We start from the raw sequence: 13,946 nt of genomic DNA on the forward strand, positions 1-13,946 counted from the left end.
AAGGACGCTGATCATGCGTCTCGTCATCTGGCTGGTCCTGCTCTTCGTCGTCGCCGTCGTCGCGGCACTGACCCTGGGCAGCAACGACGGTCTTGCCAGCTTCTACTGGGCCGGTTGGCGGGTCGACATCTCGCTCAATCTCTTCCTGCTGCTGCTGGTCGCCAGCTGCTTCGCCCTCGTCACGGCCATCCAGGCCATCGAGGCGCTGACGACCCTGCCCAAGCGCGCCCGCGAGTGGCGGCTGGCGCAGCGTGAACGCAGTGCCCAGCTCGCCCTGCGCGAGGCTCTGGTCGAGCTCTTCGGCGCCCGCTTCAGCCGCGCCCAGAAAGCGGCGCAGAAGGCCCTCAACATCCAGTCCGCCACGCCCGAACTGGCGGCCGACCAGTCCTTCATGGCCCTGGCCCACTTGCTCGCCGCGGCCAGTGCCCACCGCTTGCAGGACCGCCGCCACCGTGACGAACAGCTCGCGCGCGCCCTCGATCTGGCGCATCGCACCAGTGGCGCACGCGCGCAGGAAGACGGCGCTCGGCTGCTCGCCGCCGAATGGGCGCTGGACGACCGCGACGCCACGCGCGCACTGAGCGTGCTCGGCGAACTGGCCCCCGGTGTCGCGCGCCGCACCCAGGCCCTGCGCCTGCGGCTGCAGGCGTCGCGCCTGGCTCGCCAGCCGCTGGATGCGCTGCGCACCGCGCGCCTGCTCGCCAAGCATCAGGCCTTCTCCAAGGTGGCGGCCCAGGGACTGTTGCGGTCGCTGGCCTTCGAAGCGCTGGACGGCGCGCGTGATGTCGACCAGCTGCGCTCGATCTGGCAACAGCTCGATCCAGCCGATCGCCGTGATCCCCTCGTCGCCGCGCGTGCCGCGCAATGTGCCGGCCAACTCGGTGCGCCGGACGACGGTCGCGGCTGGCTGCGGCCATTCTTCGATGATCTGGCCGAATTGCAGTCTGACGACCGTGCGGCGCTTGCCAATGCGCTCGTGCCGGTGCTGGCTGGCTGCGGGCCTGACTGGCTGCAGCGCCTCGAGTCCGCGCAGTCGCGTTTCCCACGCGAGCGCGCTCTGGCCTATGCGCTGGGCCATGCTCTTGCGGAGCGCCAGCTCTGGGGCAAGGCGCGACTGATGCTTGAGACGGCAGCCGACGACGTGACGATGCCCGGCCCGGCCCGCCGTCGCAGCTGGCTGGCACTGGCGGCGCTGGCCGAGCAGGAAGGCGACGAAAGTCGCCGCGCGCGCTGCTTCGAGGCCGCCGCGCGCCTGCCTTGATGGCGGCTGCCCCAACTATTTCTAAAAAAGCGCCAAAGTCTTGTCGGGCCCCTGAAAATCTGGCTATACTGTGAGGCTTCAGCGGCTGTAGCTCAGTTGGATAGAGTACTTGGCTACGAACCAAGGGGTCGTGGGTTCGAATCCTGCCAGCCGCACCAAAACAAGAAGAAATGGAAACACCTCAGAGGTTCAAGCCTCTGGGGTGTTTTTCTTTGTGGCGCCGAATCAGCGGCTGCGCGAAAAGCGTGGTGCAGCGGCTGGTTGCCAATGGCCGCTCTCGGTCTGCGTGAAGCTGCCGCGCGCCAGGGCATGCGGATGCAGCGGCGCTTCGGCCAGGGTCAGCACCGGCGCGAAGCAGACGTTGCTGCCCTCCAACTGGGCAGACCATTCATCACGCGTCTTCTCGCGCAGGCGCGAAGCCACGCGCTCGCGCAGCGCTGGCCACTGGCTGCGATCGTGTTGGGCGGCGGGATCGACGTCATCCAGCCCCAGGCGCTGCAGCAACTCGGCATAGAACTGCGGCTCCAGCGCGCCGATCGACACGAAGCTCCCGTCGGCGCATTCGAAGCAGTCGTAGAAGGGCGAGCTGTGCAGGAAGAAGTTCTGTTCGGGCTTGTCGCTCCAGCGGCCCGCGGCGCGCAGCGAATGCAGCAGGCTGGACAGCAGGCCCACGCCATCCACCATGGCCGCATCCACCACTTGGCCCCGGCCGCTGCGCTGAGCCTCCCACAGCGCGGCCATCAAGCCGAAGGCCAGGAACATCGCGCCGCCGCCCATGTCGCCGATCAGTGTGGCCGGGATGCTCGGAGCGACGCCTGCACGCGTGGCCGCGGACAGTACGCCCGTCACCGCGACGTAGTTGATGTCATGGCCGGCGGCCTGGGCCAGCGGCCCTGTCTGGCCCCAGCCCGTGAGGCGGCCGTAGACGAGGCGCGGGTGGCTGGCCTGGAAGACCTCAGGCCCGAGGCCCAGGCGCTCCATGACGCCGGGACGAAAGCCTTCGATCAGCGCATCCGCGCCCTCGACCAGCGCACGCGCCTCGGCCAGGCCGTCCGTCGTTTTCAAGTCCAGGCAGGTGCGTCGTTTGCCCCGATCCAGACCCGTGCCGGTATCCAGCACTCGGCCACCGGGGCGCTCGATGACCAGGACATCGGCGCCATGGTCGGCCAGCAGCATGCCGGCCAGCGGGCAGGGGCCGATGCCGGCCATTTCGACGACGGTGAGTCCGGTCAGCGGCCCGGCAGGCGAGGGGGTATGCATCGGACAATGTTGTCATGAACAAGGCCTTCACCAAGGAATCCGACACGGCCGACGATGACGATGGCGACGGCCCCTCGCTGCCGGCGCTCCCAGCTGGCACGCGCAACTATCTGACGCCGGCTGGCTATGCGCGGCTGCGTGCCGAGTTCATGGAGCTGCTGGACGTGGAGCGGCCGCGCGTCGTGGAGGTCGTGTCCTGGGCGGCAAAGAACGGCGACCGCTCGGAGAACGGCGACTACCTCTATGGCAAGAAGCGGCTGCGCGAAATCGACCGCCGGCTGCGCTTCCTGACCAAGCGGCTGGACATCGCCGAGGTCGCCGACCCGAGCGTCCATTACGGCAGCGAACAGATCTTCTTCGGCGCGACGGTGACCTATGCCAACGCCAAGGGCGAGGAGAAGACGATCACGATCAAGGGCATCGACGAGTCCGACAGCCTGGCCGGCGAGGTCAGCTGGATCTCGCCCATCGCGCGCACGCTGCTGAAGGCACGCGTTGGCGACGAACTCAATCTCGTGACGCCGGTGGGCGTCGAGAAGATCGAGGTCGTCGAGGTCGTCTATCCGACGCCGGCAGGCGGCTGATCAGGATTTCTTCGCCGGCGGTTTCAGCATCGCGTCGGCGCGGGCCTTTTCGTCCGGACTCAACCGCGCGGCGATGCTGGGCAGGGCCACGGCGGCCTGCTCGTGGCCCATGGATTTGCTGAGGCTGCACCAGGCGTAGGCGGCAGCCATGTCCTTGTCGCCGCCCTGGCCCTGCGCCAGCATGACGGCGAGGTTGAACATCGCATCCGGCTGGCGGCGCTGGGCGGCGGCCTGGAAGAACTGGCGGGCTGTGGCGAAGTTCTGCGGCACGACCTCGCCGCGGTAGAAGAACGTGGCCAGCGCGTTTTGCGCATCGGCATGGCCTTTCAGCGCGGCGTCCTTGTAGAGCACGACCGCGCGTTCGGGCGCGGGTGCCGGCAGGCCTTCGCCGAGGTCCATCATGCGTGCGGCGGCGTAGGTGCCCTCCAGGTGGCCAGCCTTAGCGGCGGCGGCGAAGTAGGCACCGGCGCGCTGCAGGTCCAGCGGCACGCCGTCGGGCTGGCCGGGCAGTTGGTGGTGGTACAGCTGTCCCAACATGTACAGGGCGGTCACGTCACCTGCCTCGCCGGCGGCCTGCAGGTAGGCCAGCGCGGGCTTGGCGTCGGGCTTGGTGCCGATGCCGCTGAGGTGGGCCTGGGCCAGCAGCGTGCCGGCGGGCTCGAAGCCGTAGTCCAGCGCCTTGCTCCACCACTTGTAGGCCTGCACCGGGTCTCGCTTGGTGCCCTGGCCGGTGAGGTAGATGCGCGCCAGCAGCAGCGAAGCCTCGACGCGGGTATTGATGTTGTCGGGCTTCTTGGGATCGAACTTCAGGCGGTCCGCGGCCGGGTTGTAGGACGCGTCGACCACTTCGTGCAGCCACTCGATGGCCTTGGGTGTGCTGCGCGGCGTGCCCAGGCCCATCAGGTGGATGCGGCCCAGCATCATGGCCGCTTCTTCATAGCCCAGCTTCTTCCAGCCCTCTTCAAACCTGGCGCGGGCCTCGGTGTAGTTGCCCGCTTCGTAAGCTTCGAAGGCCTGGGTGAGCGACTTGTCCTTGCGGGCGATCCAGTTGCGGCCGGCGGCGGCGCGGCGGTCGCCGGGACCGCACCCGGTGGAGGGCGCCATCAAGTCTGGCGCCGTGTCGACGGCGGGTTCCAGCGAGCTGCCAGCGCTGGCGGTCTTGGCATTGCCTTCGGGGCTGAGGTCGCTGAAGCGCTCGGCCTCGTTGGACGGGCTGTCCGACAGCTTGAAGTCACGCATGTAGGCCAGCGTGACGGGGTCATCGGCAGCCGAGTAGCTGCTCATGAAGGCGCAGGACCGCGCGTATTCGCGTGACAGCACCTTGTTCTTGGCGGCGTCGATCATGGACGGATCGACGCTCTTGTCGCGCTGGCCTGTCACCTTGACGGCGTCCAGGGTGTTGGGCGCCCCGGCAGGCGCACTGGCGGCCGCCAACTGCGCCTGGCTGGCCGGGCAGGCCAGCGCGAGGCACAGCGCCACGCCGACGAGCCCCAGGTATTCGGGCCGAGCGCCGGGCCGCTCCCAAGCCGGCCCGCCATGGCGATGTGCTCGCGGCTCGATGCCGCGAGCATCGCCGTCCCCCCGGGGGACCGACCGGGCTTGCCCGCGTTCAGCGGGGCAAGACTGGGCGAGGGGTTTCATTTCAACGCGGGCTGCGCAGCGTCATGCCCACCATGTAGCGGCGGCCGTTGTAGCCATCGCCATAGATGCTGGGAATGCCGTCGGCATAGTCTTGATAGCCGCCCGTCGTGGTCTGCGTGCGCTCCCCGGTGAGGTTGCGGACGTCCGCGAACAGCTCCAGGCCGTTCTTGAACCGATAGGAGACCTTGGCGTCAATGAAGGCGGTGCGGCTGCCGAAGATGGGGGCGCCCGGGTTGTAGCTCGTCGGTGCGCCGCGGAAGCTGGTGCCGATGGACGGGAAGTTGTTAACGCCCACGCTGGTTCCGGTGTTCGGCGTGAACACGAAATAGCGCGCGGCCACCACCTGCATCGCCACGCGGGCCTGGAAGCCGCCGTCGTCGTACCACAGCGAGGCATTCCACGAATACTTCGGCTCGTTGACGACCGGCAGGATTTCGCCGCTGATGAGGTCCAGCGTCGGCGCGCCCTGGGTCGAACGCACGCGGCTGTAATTGGCGTCCACGCCGGTGTAGCGCAGGATGGACGGCAGGAAGGTGAAGGCGGTCCTCACGCCAAGCTCCAGGCCGCGGCGGGTCGACGCCGGGGCGTTGTCCCACTGGGCGAACGAGAAGTCGATGTCCTTCAGCGGGGTGCCGGTGATCGGGTCGACCGCATTGCTGGTGGCGAACACCTTGTTGTTGTTGCGGAAGACGCCGATGGTGGGCGCTCCGATCAGGCCCTTCTGGCGGAAGACGCCGACCGACACGCTGGTGTCGCGATTGGCATACCACTCCAGCGACAGGTTCTGGTTGACGTTGGTCTGCGGCTTCAGCGCCGGGTTGCCGAGCGTGCCCGAGCAGCCCTGGTCGGGGGCACTGTCGTCCGGATCGGCTGATTCCTCCACGATCTGGCTGTTGGAGCAGACGACGTTGGTGCCGCCCGAGGGCAGCAGCTTGGACACCGGCGGGCGGGCGATCGTCTTGCCGAGGGAGTAGCGCAGCGCGACTTTGTCGACGACGGGCCACAGCACCAGGTTCAGCGAGGGCATCACGTCGGTCGACTTGGCCTCGACCGATGCGTTCTGCGAGAAGGTGTTCGACACGAAGCCGGCGGGGGCCGTCGGGTTGTTGATATCGAAAGCGGCGGTTTTGCGCACCGAGCGGAAGGTCAGGTAGCCGGTGCCGGTCACGTCGGTCTGCACCACGCGCACGCCGAAGTTGCCTGCCAGTTCCATACCGAAGGGCAGGGCCCAGTTCGTGAACGGCACGCGGTCGATCTCGAAGTCCGTCATCAGATAGGCGGCCTTGGACTTCTCGGTGAACTTGGTCATCGGCATGTCGTAGACCTTGCCGTCGCTGGCCGTGCAGGTGCGGAAGCAGTCCAGACGCACCGGGATGCCGGCAAGCTGGAACATCTTGTCGACGTCGAGCTGGTTCCAGCCGTCGATCAGCGTCGCCGGGCGGTCCTTGGAGCCGCCGTAGAACTGGCCGGCCGGGGCCATGGTCAGCGTCTGGCGGATCAGTTCTTCGTACTGCGCCTTGGTGAACGTGTTGGTGCCCGCCACCACGCTGCCGGTGCCGTTGTTGAGCTGGTTGTTGGGGATGTAGCCGTAAGCGCAGGGCTGGCCGTTCGCGGCCACGGAGCCGGCGGTGTTCTCGCAGCCGATGACGTTCCAGCGCGTGTTGACGCCGGGCATGTACACGCCCGGCACGAAGCCGGCCGTGCCGAAGGTGCCGACCGGGTCCTTGATCGTGCCGCCGGCGCCGCTCCAGGTGGTGCCGCCGGTGTCTCGGTAGTTGAGGCCGCCCTTCAGCGAGGTCAGGAAGGGCACCTTGTCGACCAGGTTGTAGGCCAGGTCGACCTTGCCGGTCTTTTCGGTGCTCTCGGTGTCGAAGGAGCGGATGACCAGCAACTGCGTGTTGTTGGTGTACTGCGCGCGCTGGGCGGCCGTGTAGGCCGGCACCGAGACCGGGTTGGTCGCCGAGGCCGGGAAGGCGGCCAATGGCGCGGCCGGGTTCAGCGTGGAATAGAGCGGGAAGTTGAGTTGCTCGTTGTTGTTGCCATTGGGCAGCGTGAACGACCAGATGCCATTGGGCTGCAGCGCGAAGTTGCCGATGCCGTACACATAGCTGACGGAGGCGCGGCGGTCATAGCGCATCGCGGTGGACTTGGTCGAGCCGCCCATCGCCTGCACGCTGAGGCGGTCGCTCTTGTATTCGCCGCCCAGGATCAGCGTCTTCGAATCGGTGTCGATGCTGCTGAAGATGGTGTCCGTGCCAAAGGAGCCGTTGTTGGTCGAATAGCTCGTCAGGTGATGCGAGGAATCGACCGTGTAGCCCGGCAGCACGTTGGTCGTCGTGCCGAGCACCAGCGGCGCATTGTTGGCGCGGAAGGAGTACGAGTTGGGCAGCAGCGAGGCAACGGCGCTCTGGCCCGCCGTCAACGAGCGGACGTTGGTGGTCGTGTTGTCGGTGAAGGTGCCAGCGGGATTGAAGGCCGTGTTGCTGCCCACGCCGAGGAAGCCGACGATGTCGTCGACATGGCGCTTGTTGAGGCTGAGCTTGCTGTAGACGGTCAGCTGATCGTTGACCTTGAAGTCCAGCCGCACGTCGCCGCCGGTGCGCTTGTCGTCCTGGCTCTTGAAGTTGTAGCGAAAGCCCGCCGTTTGCGAGGGCGAGTAGTCATTCCACTGGTTCAGGCAGGTGATCTGCTCGTTCTGGCGCTGCGTGTAGGCCGCAGTGCGGCCAGCGGCGACCATGAGGTTGGTCTGGGCCGTCGTCAGATTGGGGAAGGTGGTGAAGCAGTCGGCCTTGGTCTGCGCTGCGGCTGACTTGGTCAACAGCTCCAGCGGCGTGGAGGCGTTGAAGTTCCCGCCGGCGATCAGCGGCGTGATCTGCATCGGCGTGTTGATGGTGTCGCCGTTGGCCGTCGCCGGGTTGAAGGTGAAGGTCTTCTCTGGCGAGCCGTCGAAGTCGCCCAGGCGCACCAGGCCCTGCTGGTTGTTGCTGCCGCCCTGCGTGACGCCGTGCTGCTCGCTCTTGTAACGCGACTTGTTCAGGTTGACGATTACCCCCAAGCGCTTGTCCAGAAACTTGTCGGCCAGCACCAGGTTGAAGTTGGGCGTGTTCTGCTTGTTCAGGTCGCTCTGCGTGGCGGCGGCGCGGAACGAGTAGAAGGGCTTGTCGAAGTCCAGGCCGGTGCGGGTCGTGATGATGATGCCGCCGCCGAGCGAACCTTCCGTCATCGCGGCCGTGGAGCCCTTGATGACGTCGACGCTCTTGATGAGGTCGGAAGACAGCTCGCGGAACTCGGTGCCGCGGCCGTCGCCGCCGCCCAGCAGGTCGGTGCCGGCGCCCGAACGCACGGCCATGCCGTCCATTTCGACGCGGGTCAGCTCGGGGCCGTTGCCGCGGATGGACACGTTCACACCTTCGCCGAAGTCGCCGCGGTCCAGCGCCACGCCGGCGATGCGCGAGATGGCCTCGCCGATGTTGCGGTCAGGAAAGGCGCCAACGTCCTCGGCCACGATGGAGTCCTGGGCCGTGGCCGCATGCTTCTTGCGGTTGATGCTGGACTGCTGCGACTGGCGCGTGCCGACCACCAGCACGGTTTCAAGTTCCTGCACCGGGGCGCCTGGCTTGCGCGCCGCCGGCTTGGCGTCTTCGGGCTTGGCGCCGTCGCCGCTTTGCTGGGCGAGGGCGGATTGCTGGGCCATCAGGGCCAGGGCCATGGAAACGGCGGTTGCCACCGCAGGCTTGCTGAACTTGTTCACGTGTCTTCTCCGCGCTCCGGTGGGGTCCCGGGCTTGTTGTGGGTCGGTCGCTGCGGGCCGGAAAGAGGGGCTTTTGCACCGCCTTCCCGGGCCGCGGCGCGACCTTAAGCAGCCGCCGTAACTCGGAGAAATTCGTTTTGTCTCGTTTGCTATCCCGAAAAGAAATACCGGGCCCAGAAACACTGGTTAACCCGAGGAAGCGAATAGAAACAGTCACGGCCGTGATTGGCCGCAGCGCCCTCGGCGCGTTTCCTACGGCTTGACGCGCCAGACCCGCTGCACGGGCGCGGTGCGGCGCAGCACGCGCAGCACGTCGGCCAGGTGCAGACGGTCGCGTACGGCGATGAGCAGCGTCATCTCGGCCGTTTCGCGCAATTGCGCCTCGTCGCTCATCGAGATGTGGGTGATGTCGGCCTCGGCCTGGGCCACCGCCTGGGCCACCTGGGCGAGCACGCCCTTGCCGTTGGCCATCAGCAGCGCGATGCCGGCCTCGAAGCTGCGGCCCAGCTCCTCGGCCCATTCGACCTGGATCCAGTGCTCGCTGTCGCGCTGGAAGAGGCGGCGGCCGATGGCGCATTCGCAGGTGTGCACGATAAGTCCTTCGCCGCGCCCGAGGTAGCCACGTACCTCGTCGCCGGGGATGGGGCGGCAGCAGCTGGCCAGCTGCACGGAAGCGCCCTCGTTGCCGTCGATGGTCACGCTGCCCTGGTTGGACGGCGCCTCAGCGAAGCGGCCGAGCGTCAGCGCCAGCGCATCGGGCTTTTGCCCCTGCTCGGCCATCAGTCGGGCCAGCTTCTTGGCAATGATGGTGGCAATCTTGCGGCCCGCGCCAATGTCGACGAGGAGCTGCTCGGTGTTTGCACTACCGGCCCAGCCGGCCAGCTCATGCCAGATTGGCGCAGCCGCGTCGTCCAGTTCCAGGCTGGGCAGCCCGAGGCCTTCCACGCGCATCGCCTGCGCCAGCATCTTCTCGCCCAGCTCGCGTGACTCTTCCTGCTCCAGGTCCTTCAGGTAGTGGCGGATCTTGGAGCGGGCCCGGCCGGTACGCACAAAGCTCAGCCAGGCCGGGTTGGGGCTGGCGCCTGGCGCGGTGATGATCTCGACGATGTCGCCGCTGCGCAGCTCGGCGCGCAGCGGCACGGCCTCGCCATTGACCTGGGCCGCGACGCAATGGTCGCCGACGTCGGAGTGGATGGCGTAGGCGAAGTCCACCGGCGTCGCGCCCTTCGGTAACGCCATGATCTTGGACTTGGGCGTGAAGACGTAGATCGCGTCCGGGAAGAGGTCGATCTTGACGTGCTCGAGGAACTCGTTGGCGTCACGCGTCTCATCCTGGATGTCGATGAGGCTTTGCAGCCAGCGCGCATTGGCCTGCTGGGCCACCAGCGCCGACGCCTGTTTGCCGCGGCTCTTGTAGATCCAGTGCGCCGCCACGCCCTGCTCGGCGATCTGGTGCATGCCCTCGGTGCGCAGCTGGAATTCCAACGGCGTGGCCAGCGGCCCCATCAGCGTCGTGTGCAGGGACTGGTAGCCGTTGTCCTTGGGCGTGGCGATGTAGTCCTTGAAACGACCGGCTTGCGGCTTGTAGAGCTGGTGCAGCACGCCCAGGGCCGTGTAGCACTGCAGCGGCTCCTCGGTCAGGATGCGAAAGCCAAAAATATCGCTCACCTGGGCAAAGGACAGGCCGCCCTTTTCGCGCATCTTCTTGTAGATGGAGTGGACGGTCTTCTCGCGCCCCTGCACCTCCACGCGCAGGCTGGCCTTGGCAAAGGCGGCGCGGATCTCGCCCTCGATGCGCGACACCAGGTCGCGCCGGTTGCCGCGCGCCTTGCCCACCGCCTTGCTGAGCGCGGCATAGCGCCAGGGGTGGAAATACTGGAATGACAGATCCTGCAGCTCGCGGAAGGTCTGGTTCAGGCCGAGGCGGTGGGCGATGGGCGCATAGATGTCGAAGGTCTCGCGCGCGATGCGGCGGGCCTTGTGCGGCGCCATCGCGCCCATGGTGCGCATGTTGTGCAGGCGGTCGGCCAGCTTGATGAGGATGACGCGCAGGTCGCGCGCCATCGCCAGCAGCATCTTGCGGAAGGACTCGGCCTGCGACTCCTCCTTGGTGGAGAACTGCAGCTTGTCCAGCTTGGTCAGGCCGTCGACCAGATCGGCCGTCGTGGCGTCGAACTTCTCGATCAGCTCGGCCTTGGAAACGCCGCAGTCTTCGACCACGTCATGCATCAGCGCCGCCATCAGCGCCTGGGCATCGAGTCGCCATTCGGCACAGATGCCGGCGACGGCGATCGGGTGGGTGATGTAGGGCTCGCCGGTGGCCCGCTTCTGGCCCAGGTGGGCCTCGTCGGCGAACTTGTAGGCCTCACGCACGCGCTTGACCTCGGCCTTGCTCAGGTAGCCGAGCTTGGGAGCGAGGGCATCAAAGGAAGCAGCTTCCGCCTGCGTGGGCGGCGCCGCCTGGCGCAATCCAGGCAGCGTGAACCAGGCGGTGAGGGAGCGTTGGGCCATATGGTCCCGAATTTAGCCGATGAAAACTGTTGGCCCCTCGTCCAGGGAATACCTGGCCGGTCCCCCGCGGGGACGGCGATGCTTGTAGCGTTGAGCCACAAGCACATCGCCATGGCGGGCCGGCTTGGGAGCGGCCCGTCGCTCGGCCCAAACTCCGAAATGCAAACGGGCGCCCGAGGGCGCCCGTGTGGCAGCAGGGGACGGTGCTTAGACCGGAACCTTGCGCAGCATCTCGATGCCGACTTCGCCGGCGGCAATTTCACGCAGGGCGGTCACGCCGGGCTTGTTCTTGCTCTCGATGCGCGGGCTGTGGCCCTGGCTCAGCATGCGGGCGCGATAGGTGGCGGCCAGCACCAGCTGGAAGCGGTTCGGGATCTTGATCAGGCAGTCTTCGACGGTGATGCGGGCCATGGTGTTCCTTGGAGAAAAGCGGATCAGGGCAGATCGAGCGCCTGAAAGACGGCAGAGCGGTTGCGCCGCTGAGCCAGGTATTTTAGCCGCTGCGCGTGGACGATGGATTTGAGGTCGAAAACGGCGGTGTCGAACACCGCATTCACGACGACAAAATCGAAGTTCTGCGCCTGCGCCACCTCGAGGCGCGCATTGGCCATGCGCTTGGCGATGACCTCGGGTTCGGTGTCGCCACGGCGGTTCAGGCGTGACTGCAATTCGTCCCAGCTCGGCGGCAGGATGAAAATCAGCACGGCATAGGGGAAGAGCTGCTTGATCTGCAGCGCACCCTGGAAATCGATTTCGAGCACGACGTCGTCGCCATGCTGCATGCGCGCCTCGATGGCGGCACGTGAAGTGCCGTAGAGATTGCCGTGGACCTCGGCCCATTCAAAGAAATCACCGCGCTCTGCCATCGCGCGGAATTCCTCGGGCGTGATGAACCAGTATTCGCGGCCATGCTGCTCCTGGCCGCGCGGTGCGCGCGAGGTGTGGGAGATGGACACGGCCAGCTTGGCATCCAGCTCCAGCAGCGCCTTCACAAGGCTGGATTTGCCCGCGCCGCTCGGTGCGGCGACGACGAAAAGATTGCCGGGATATTCCATGGAGAAGTGGGCTTGGCGTGCCGGGCCGGCTTGGGGCTGAAGGCTAAGTGCCTGTCAGCCCTGCGGATTTCTCGCGCCGCCCGGTGGGTGATGGGTGCGAACTTTAGCTCGGACGCCGCCCGGCGCCGCCTGCACGGAGCGGCGATGTCTGCCCTATTTGGCAATGCAGGCCCGATTGCGAGTGCCCGACGACCCCGTGCGTCGTCAAGTCTTGACCTCCGGCAGCGCCACAGCGGCTTGTCCGACGCGGGCGTCGGGTGGCTTTTCTTATCGTCGTGGCGTGTCCATGTGACATCACGAGGTCCCACGATGCGCCGCTTTCTTCGCCACGAGGTCCATCCCGACAACCCGCAAGCGCGCCTGCTCCAGGCGACTGCGGACAGGCTGCGCGCCGGCGCGATCGCCGCCCTGCCGACGGCGGCCGGGTATCTGATGGCCTGCCGGCTCGACGACAAGGCGGCCGCGGCCCGGTTGCTGCGCGTGGTGGACGAGCGCCAACCCGTCATGCTGTTGTGCCGCGACCTCGCCCAGGCGGCCACTTATCTGCGCATCGACGACCGCGCCTTCCGCGCGGTCAGGGATGCCGAGGCGGGTGCCGCTGCCTTCCTGCTGCGCTGCACCCACCGCGTGCCGCGCCGCCTTGCTGCGGCGGCTGGCGGCGCAGGCTTGCTGTATTTTGGCGCCCATCCGGTCTGCCAGGGCCTGTTGGGCCTGCTCGACGAAGCGCTGCTCGTCACGCCGCCGCTTTGGGGGCAAGGCGCAGAAGACCTCGACCTGCTCCCGATTGATGCCCAGGCGGTGCTGGACGTCGCCCTCGACGTCGGCTCGCTCGAACCCCAGGATCTGGCGTGGGTGGAGCTGTTCCAGCCGTCCCGGCCGAGCCTGGCGCGTTGGCCCGTTGGCGTGGCGCAGTCCGAGGTGCGGATGGCCGCCTGAATGACCTGCCCAAAACCTATTCGATGTTTTGCACCTGTTCGCGCATCTGCTCGATGGCGACTTTCATTTCGACGGAAATATTGGTCAATTCCAGCGCGGCGGATTTGGAGCCCAAAGTATTCGCTTCGCGATGTAATTCCTGAATCAGAAAATCCAGGCGTTTGCCGAGTTCGCCGCCCTTTTTCAGCAGGCGGGTCAGCTCTTCCAGATGCGCCCGCAGACGTCCCAATTCCTCGGCCACGTCGATGCGGATAGCAAACGCCGCGGCCTCGTTCAGCGCGCGCTCCTGCAAAGCTTCCTGCGGCACGCTGCTGCCAGCGCCGGTGGTGGCCAGCGCCTCCTGCCAGCGCTCCAGGAAGCGCTGCTGCTGGCGCGCCACGACGGCGGGCAGCAGCGGCTCGGCCTCATCGGCCAGCACGCGCAGCCGTGCAATGCGCTCGTTCAGGATGGCCACCAGCTTCTCGCCCTCGCGTTCGCGGGCCTCGGCCAGGCCCTGCACGCAGGCCTGTGCGGCCTCGAGCGTCGTAGCGTCCAACTGGGCTGGTGCCGCCGCGCCGCTCTTGCACCAGTTCAAGGCCTCATGGACAGACAGCGGCGCCGCCTGCGGCAGCCAGGTGAGTACCTTGGCTTCCAGGCTGGCGAGGCGGTTGAGCTGCTCGGGCTGGGGTTGCGGCCAGGCGCCATCGGTGTCGCGCTGGGTGTTGATGCGCAACTCGATCTTGCCGCGCTTGCAACGTGCCGCGATCAGCTCGCGCAACTGGGGTTCAAGGCCGCGCATCTCCTCGGGCATGCGCATGGACAGGTCCAGGAACCGGCCGTTGACCGACCGCAATTCGACGCTGACCGACGCTTGCGCTGAACTGTTGCCGTCCTCGGCTTTAGGGGGTTGTGCCAGGGAATTGGCGTACCCGGTCATGCTGTAGACTGGCATTTCGCATCTCGCAAAA

At 66.9% G+C, this 13,946-nt stretch carries 10 protein-coding genes and 1 tRNA gene; 4 read left to right on the forward strand and 7 right to left on the reverse strand.

Features of this window, described 5'->3' with window-relative positions; translation table 11 throughout:
* The first annotated feature begins 13 nt into the window (after positions 1-13).
* Together ASC91_RS08860 and ASC91_RS08865 are read left to right on the forward strand one after the other, a co-directional pair.
* Positions 14-1,261, forward strand: a complete 1,248-nt coding sequence (locus ASC91_RS08860) for a heme biosynthesis HemY N-terminal domain-containing protein (protein ID WP_056195308.1) — start codon at positions 14-16, stop codon at positions 1,259-1,261.
* A gap of 81 nt (positions 1,262-1,342) precedes the next feature.
* Positions 1,343-1,419 (forward strand) — tRNA-Arg (locus tag ASC91_RS08865).
* 67 nt (positions 1,420-1,486) lie between these two features.
* Here ASC91_RS08865 and ASC91_RS08870 read toward each other — a convergent pair.
* A complete protein-coding gene (locus ASC91_RS08870) occupies positions 1,487-2,521 on the reverse strand; it encodes a CaiB/BaiF CoA-transferase family protein (RefSeq protein WP_056195312.1) in 1,035 nt (344 codons plus the stop codon).
* Between the two features lie 14 nt (positions 2,522-2,535).
* Here ASC91_RS08870 and greB point away from each other — a divergent pair, with 14 nt between their 5' ends.
* Positions 2,536-3,105: a transcription elongation factor GreB gene (gene greB, locus ASC91_RS08875; protein WP_056195315.1), complete on the forward strand. Its 570-nt coding sequence runs from the start codon at positions 2,536-2,538 to the stop codon at positions 3,103-3,105.
* Here greB and ASC91_RS08880 read toward each other — a convergent pair whose 3' ends face one another.
* From ASC91_RS08880 to gmk, 5 genes are all read right to left on the reverse strand, one after another.
* Positions 3,106-4,584, reverse strand: a complete 1,479-nt coding sequence (locus ASC91_RS08880; RefSeq protein ID WP_056195318.1) for a tetratricopeptide repeat protein — start codon at positions 4,582-4,584, stop codon at positions 3,106-3,108. It abuts the gene before it with no gap.
* A gap of 163 nt (positions 4,585-4,747) precedes the next feature.
* Positions 4,748-8,497: a TonB-dependent receptor gene (locus ASC91_RS08885; RefSeq protein WP_157281369.1), complete on the reverse strand. Its 3,750-nt coding sequence runs from the start codon at positions 8,495-8,497 to the stop codon at positions 4,748-4,750.
* A gap of 252 nt (positions 8,498-8,749) precedes the next feature.
* Positions 8,750-11,008 (reverse strand): bifunctional (p)ppGpp synthetase/guanosine-3',5'-bis(diphosphate) 3'-pyrophosphohydrolase, encoded by a 2,259-nt coding sequence (locus tag ASC91_RS08890; protein WP_056195322.1) that lies wholly within the window; start codon positions 11,006-11,008, stop codon positions 8,750-8,752.
* Between the two features lie 207 nt (positions 11,009-11,215).
* Positions 11,216-11,419, reverse strand: coding sequence for a DNA-directed RNA polymerase subunit omega (gene rpoZ, locus ASC91_RS08895; protein ID WP_056195325.1), 204 nt, complete (start codon positions 11,417-11,419; stop codon positions 11,216-11,218).
* Positions 11,420-11,442: 23 nt separating this feature from the next.
* A complete protein-coding gene (gene gmk / locus ASC91_RS08900) occupies positions 11,443-12,063 on the reverse strand; it encodes a guanylate kinase (RefSeq protein ID WP_056195329.1) in 621 nt (206 codons plus the stop codon).
* Positions 12,064-12,372: 309 nt separating this feature from the next.
* Here gmk and ASC91_RS08905 point away from each other — a divergent pair, with 309 nt between their 5' ends.
* Positions 12,373-12,999 carry a Sua5/YciO/YrdC/YwlC family protein gene (locus ASC91_RS08905; protein WP_056195332.1) on the forward strand — a complete coding sequence of 209 codons (627 nt, stop codon included), beginning with the start codon at positions 12,373-12,375 and terminating at the stop codon, positions 12,997-12,999.
* Between the two features lie 16 nt (positions 13,000-13,015).
* On the opposite strand, the gene ASC91_RS08910 is transcribed toward ASC91_RS08905, so the two are convergent.
* Positions 13,016-13,930 carry a YicC/YloC family endoribonuclease gene (locus ASC91_RS08910; protein ID WP_056195335.1) on the reverse strand — a complete coding sequence of 305 codons (915 nt, stop codon included), beginning with the start codon at positions 13,928-13,930 and terminating at the stop codon, positions 13,016-13,018.
* Positions 13,931-13,946 lie beyond the last annotated feature (16 nt).

The organism is Pelomonas sp. Root1237 (genome assembly GCF_001425055.1).
Taxonomy (GTDB): Bacteria; Pseudomonadota; Gammaproteobacteria; order Burkholderiales; family Burkholderiaceae_C; genus Pelomonas.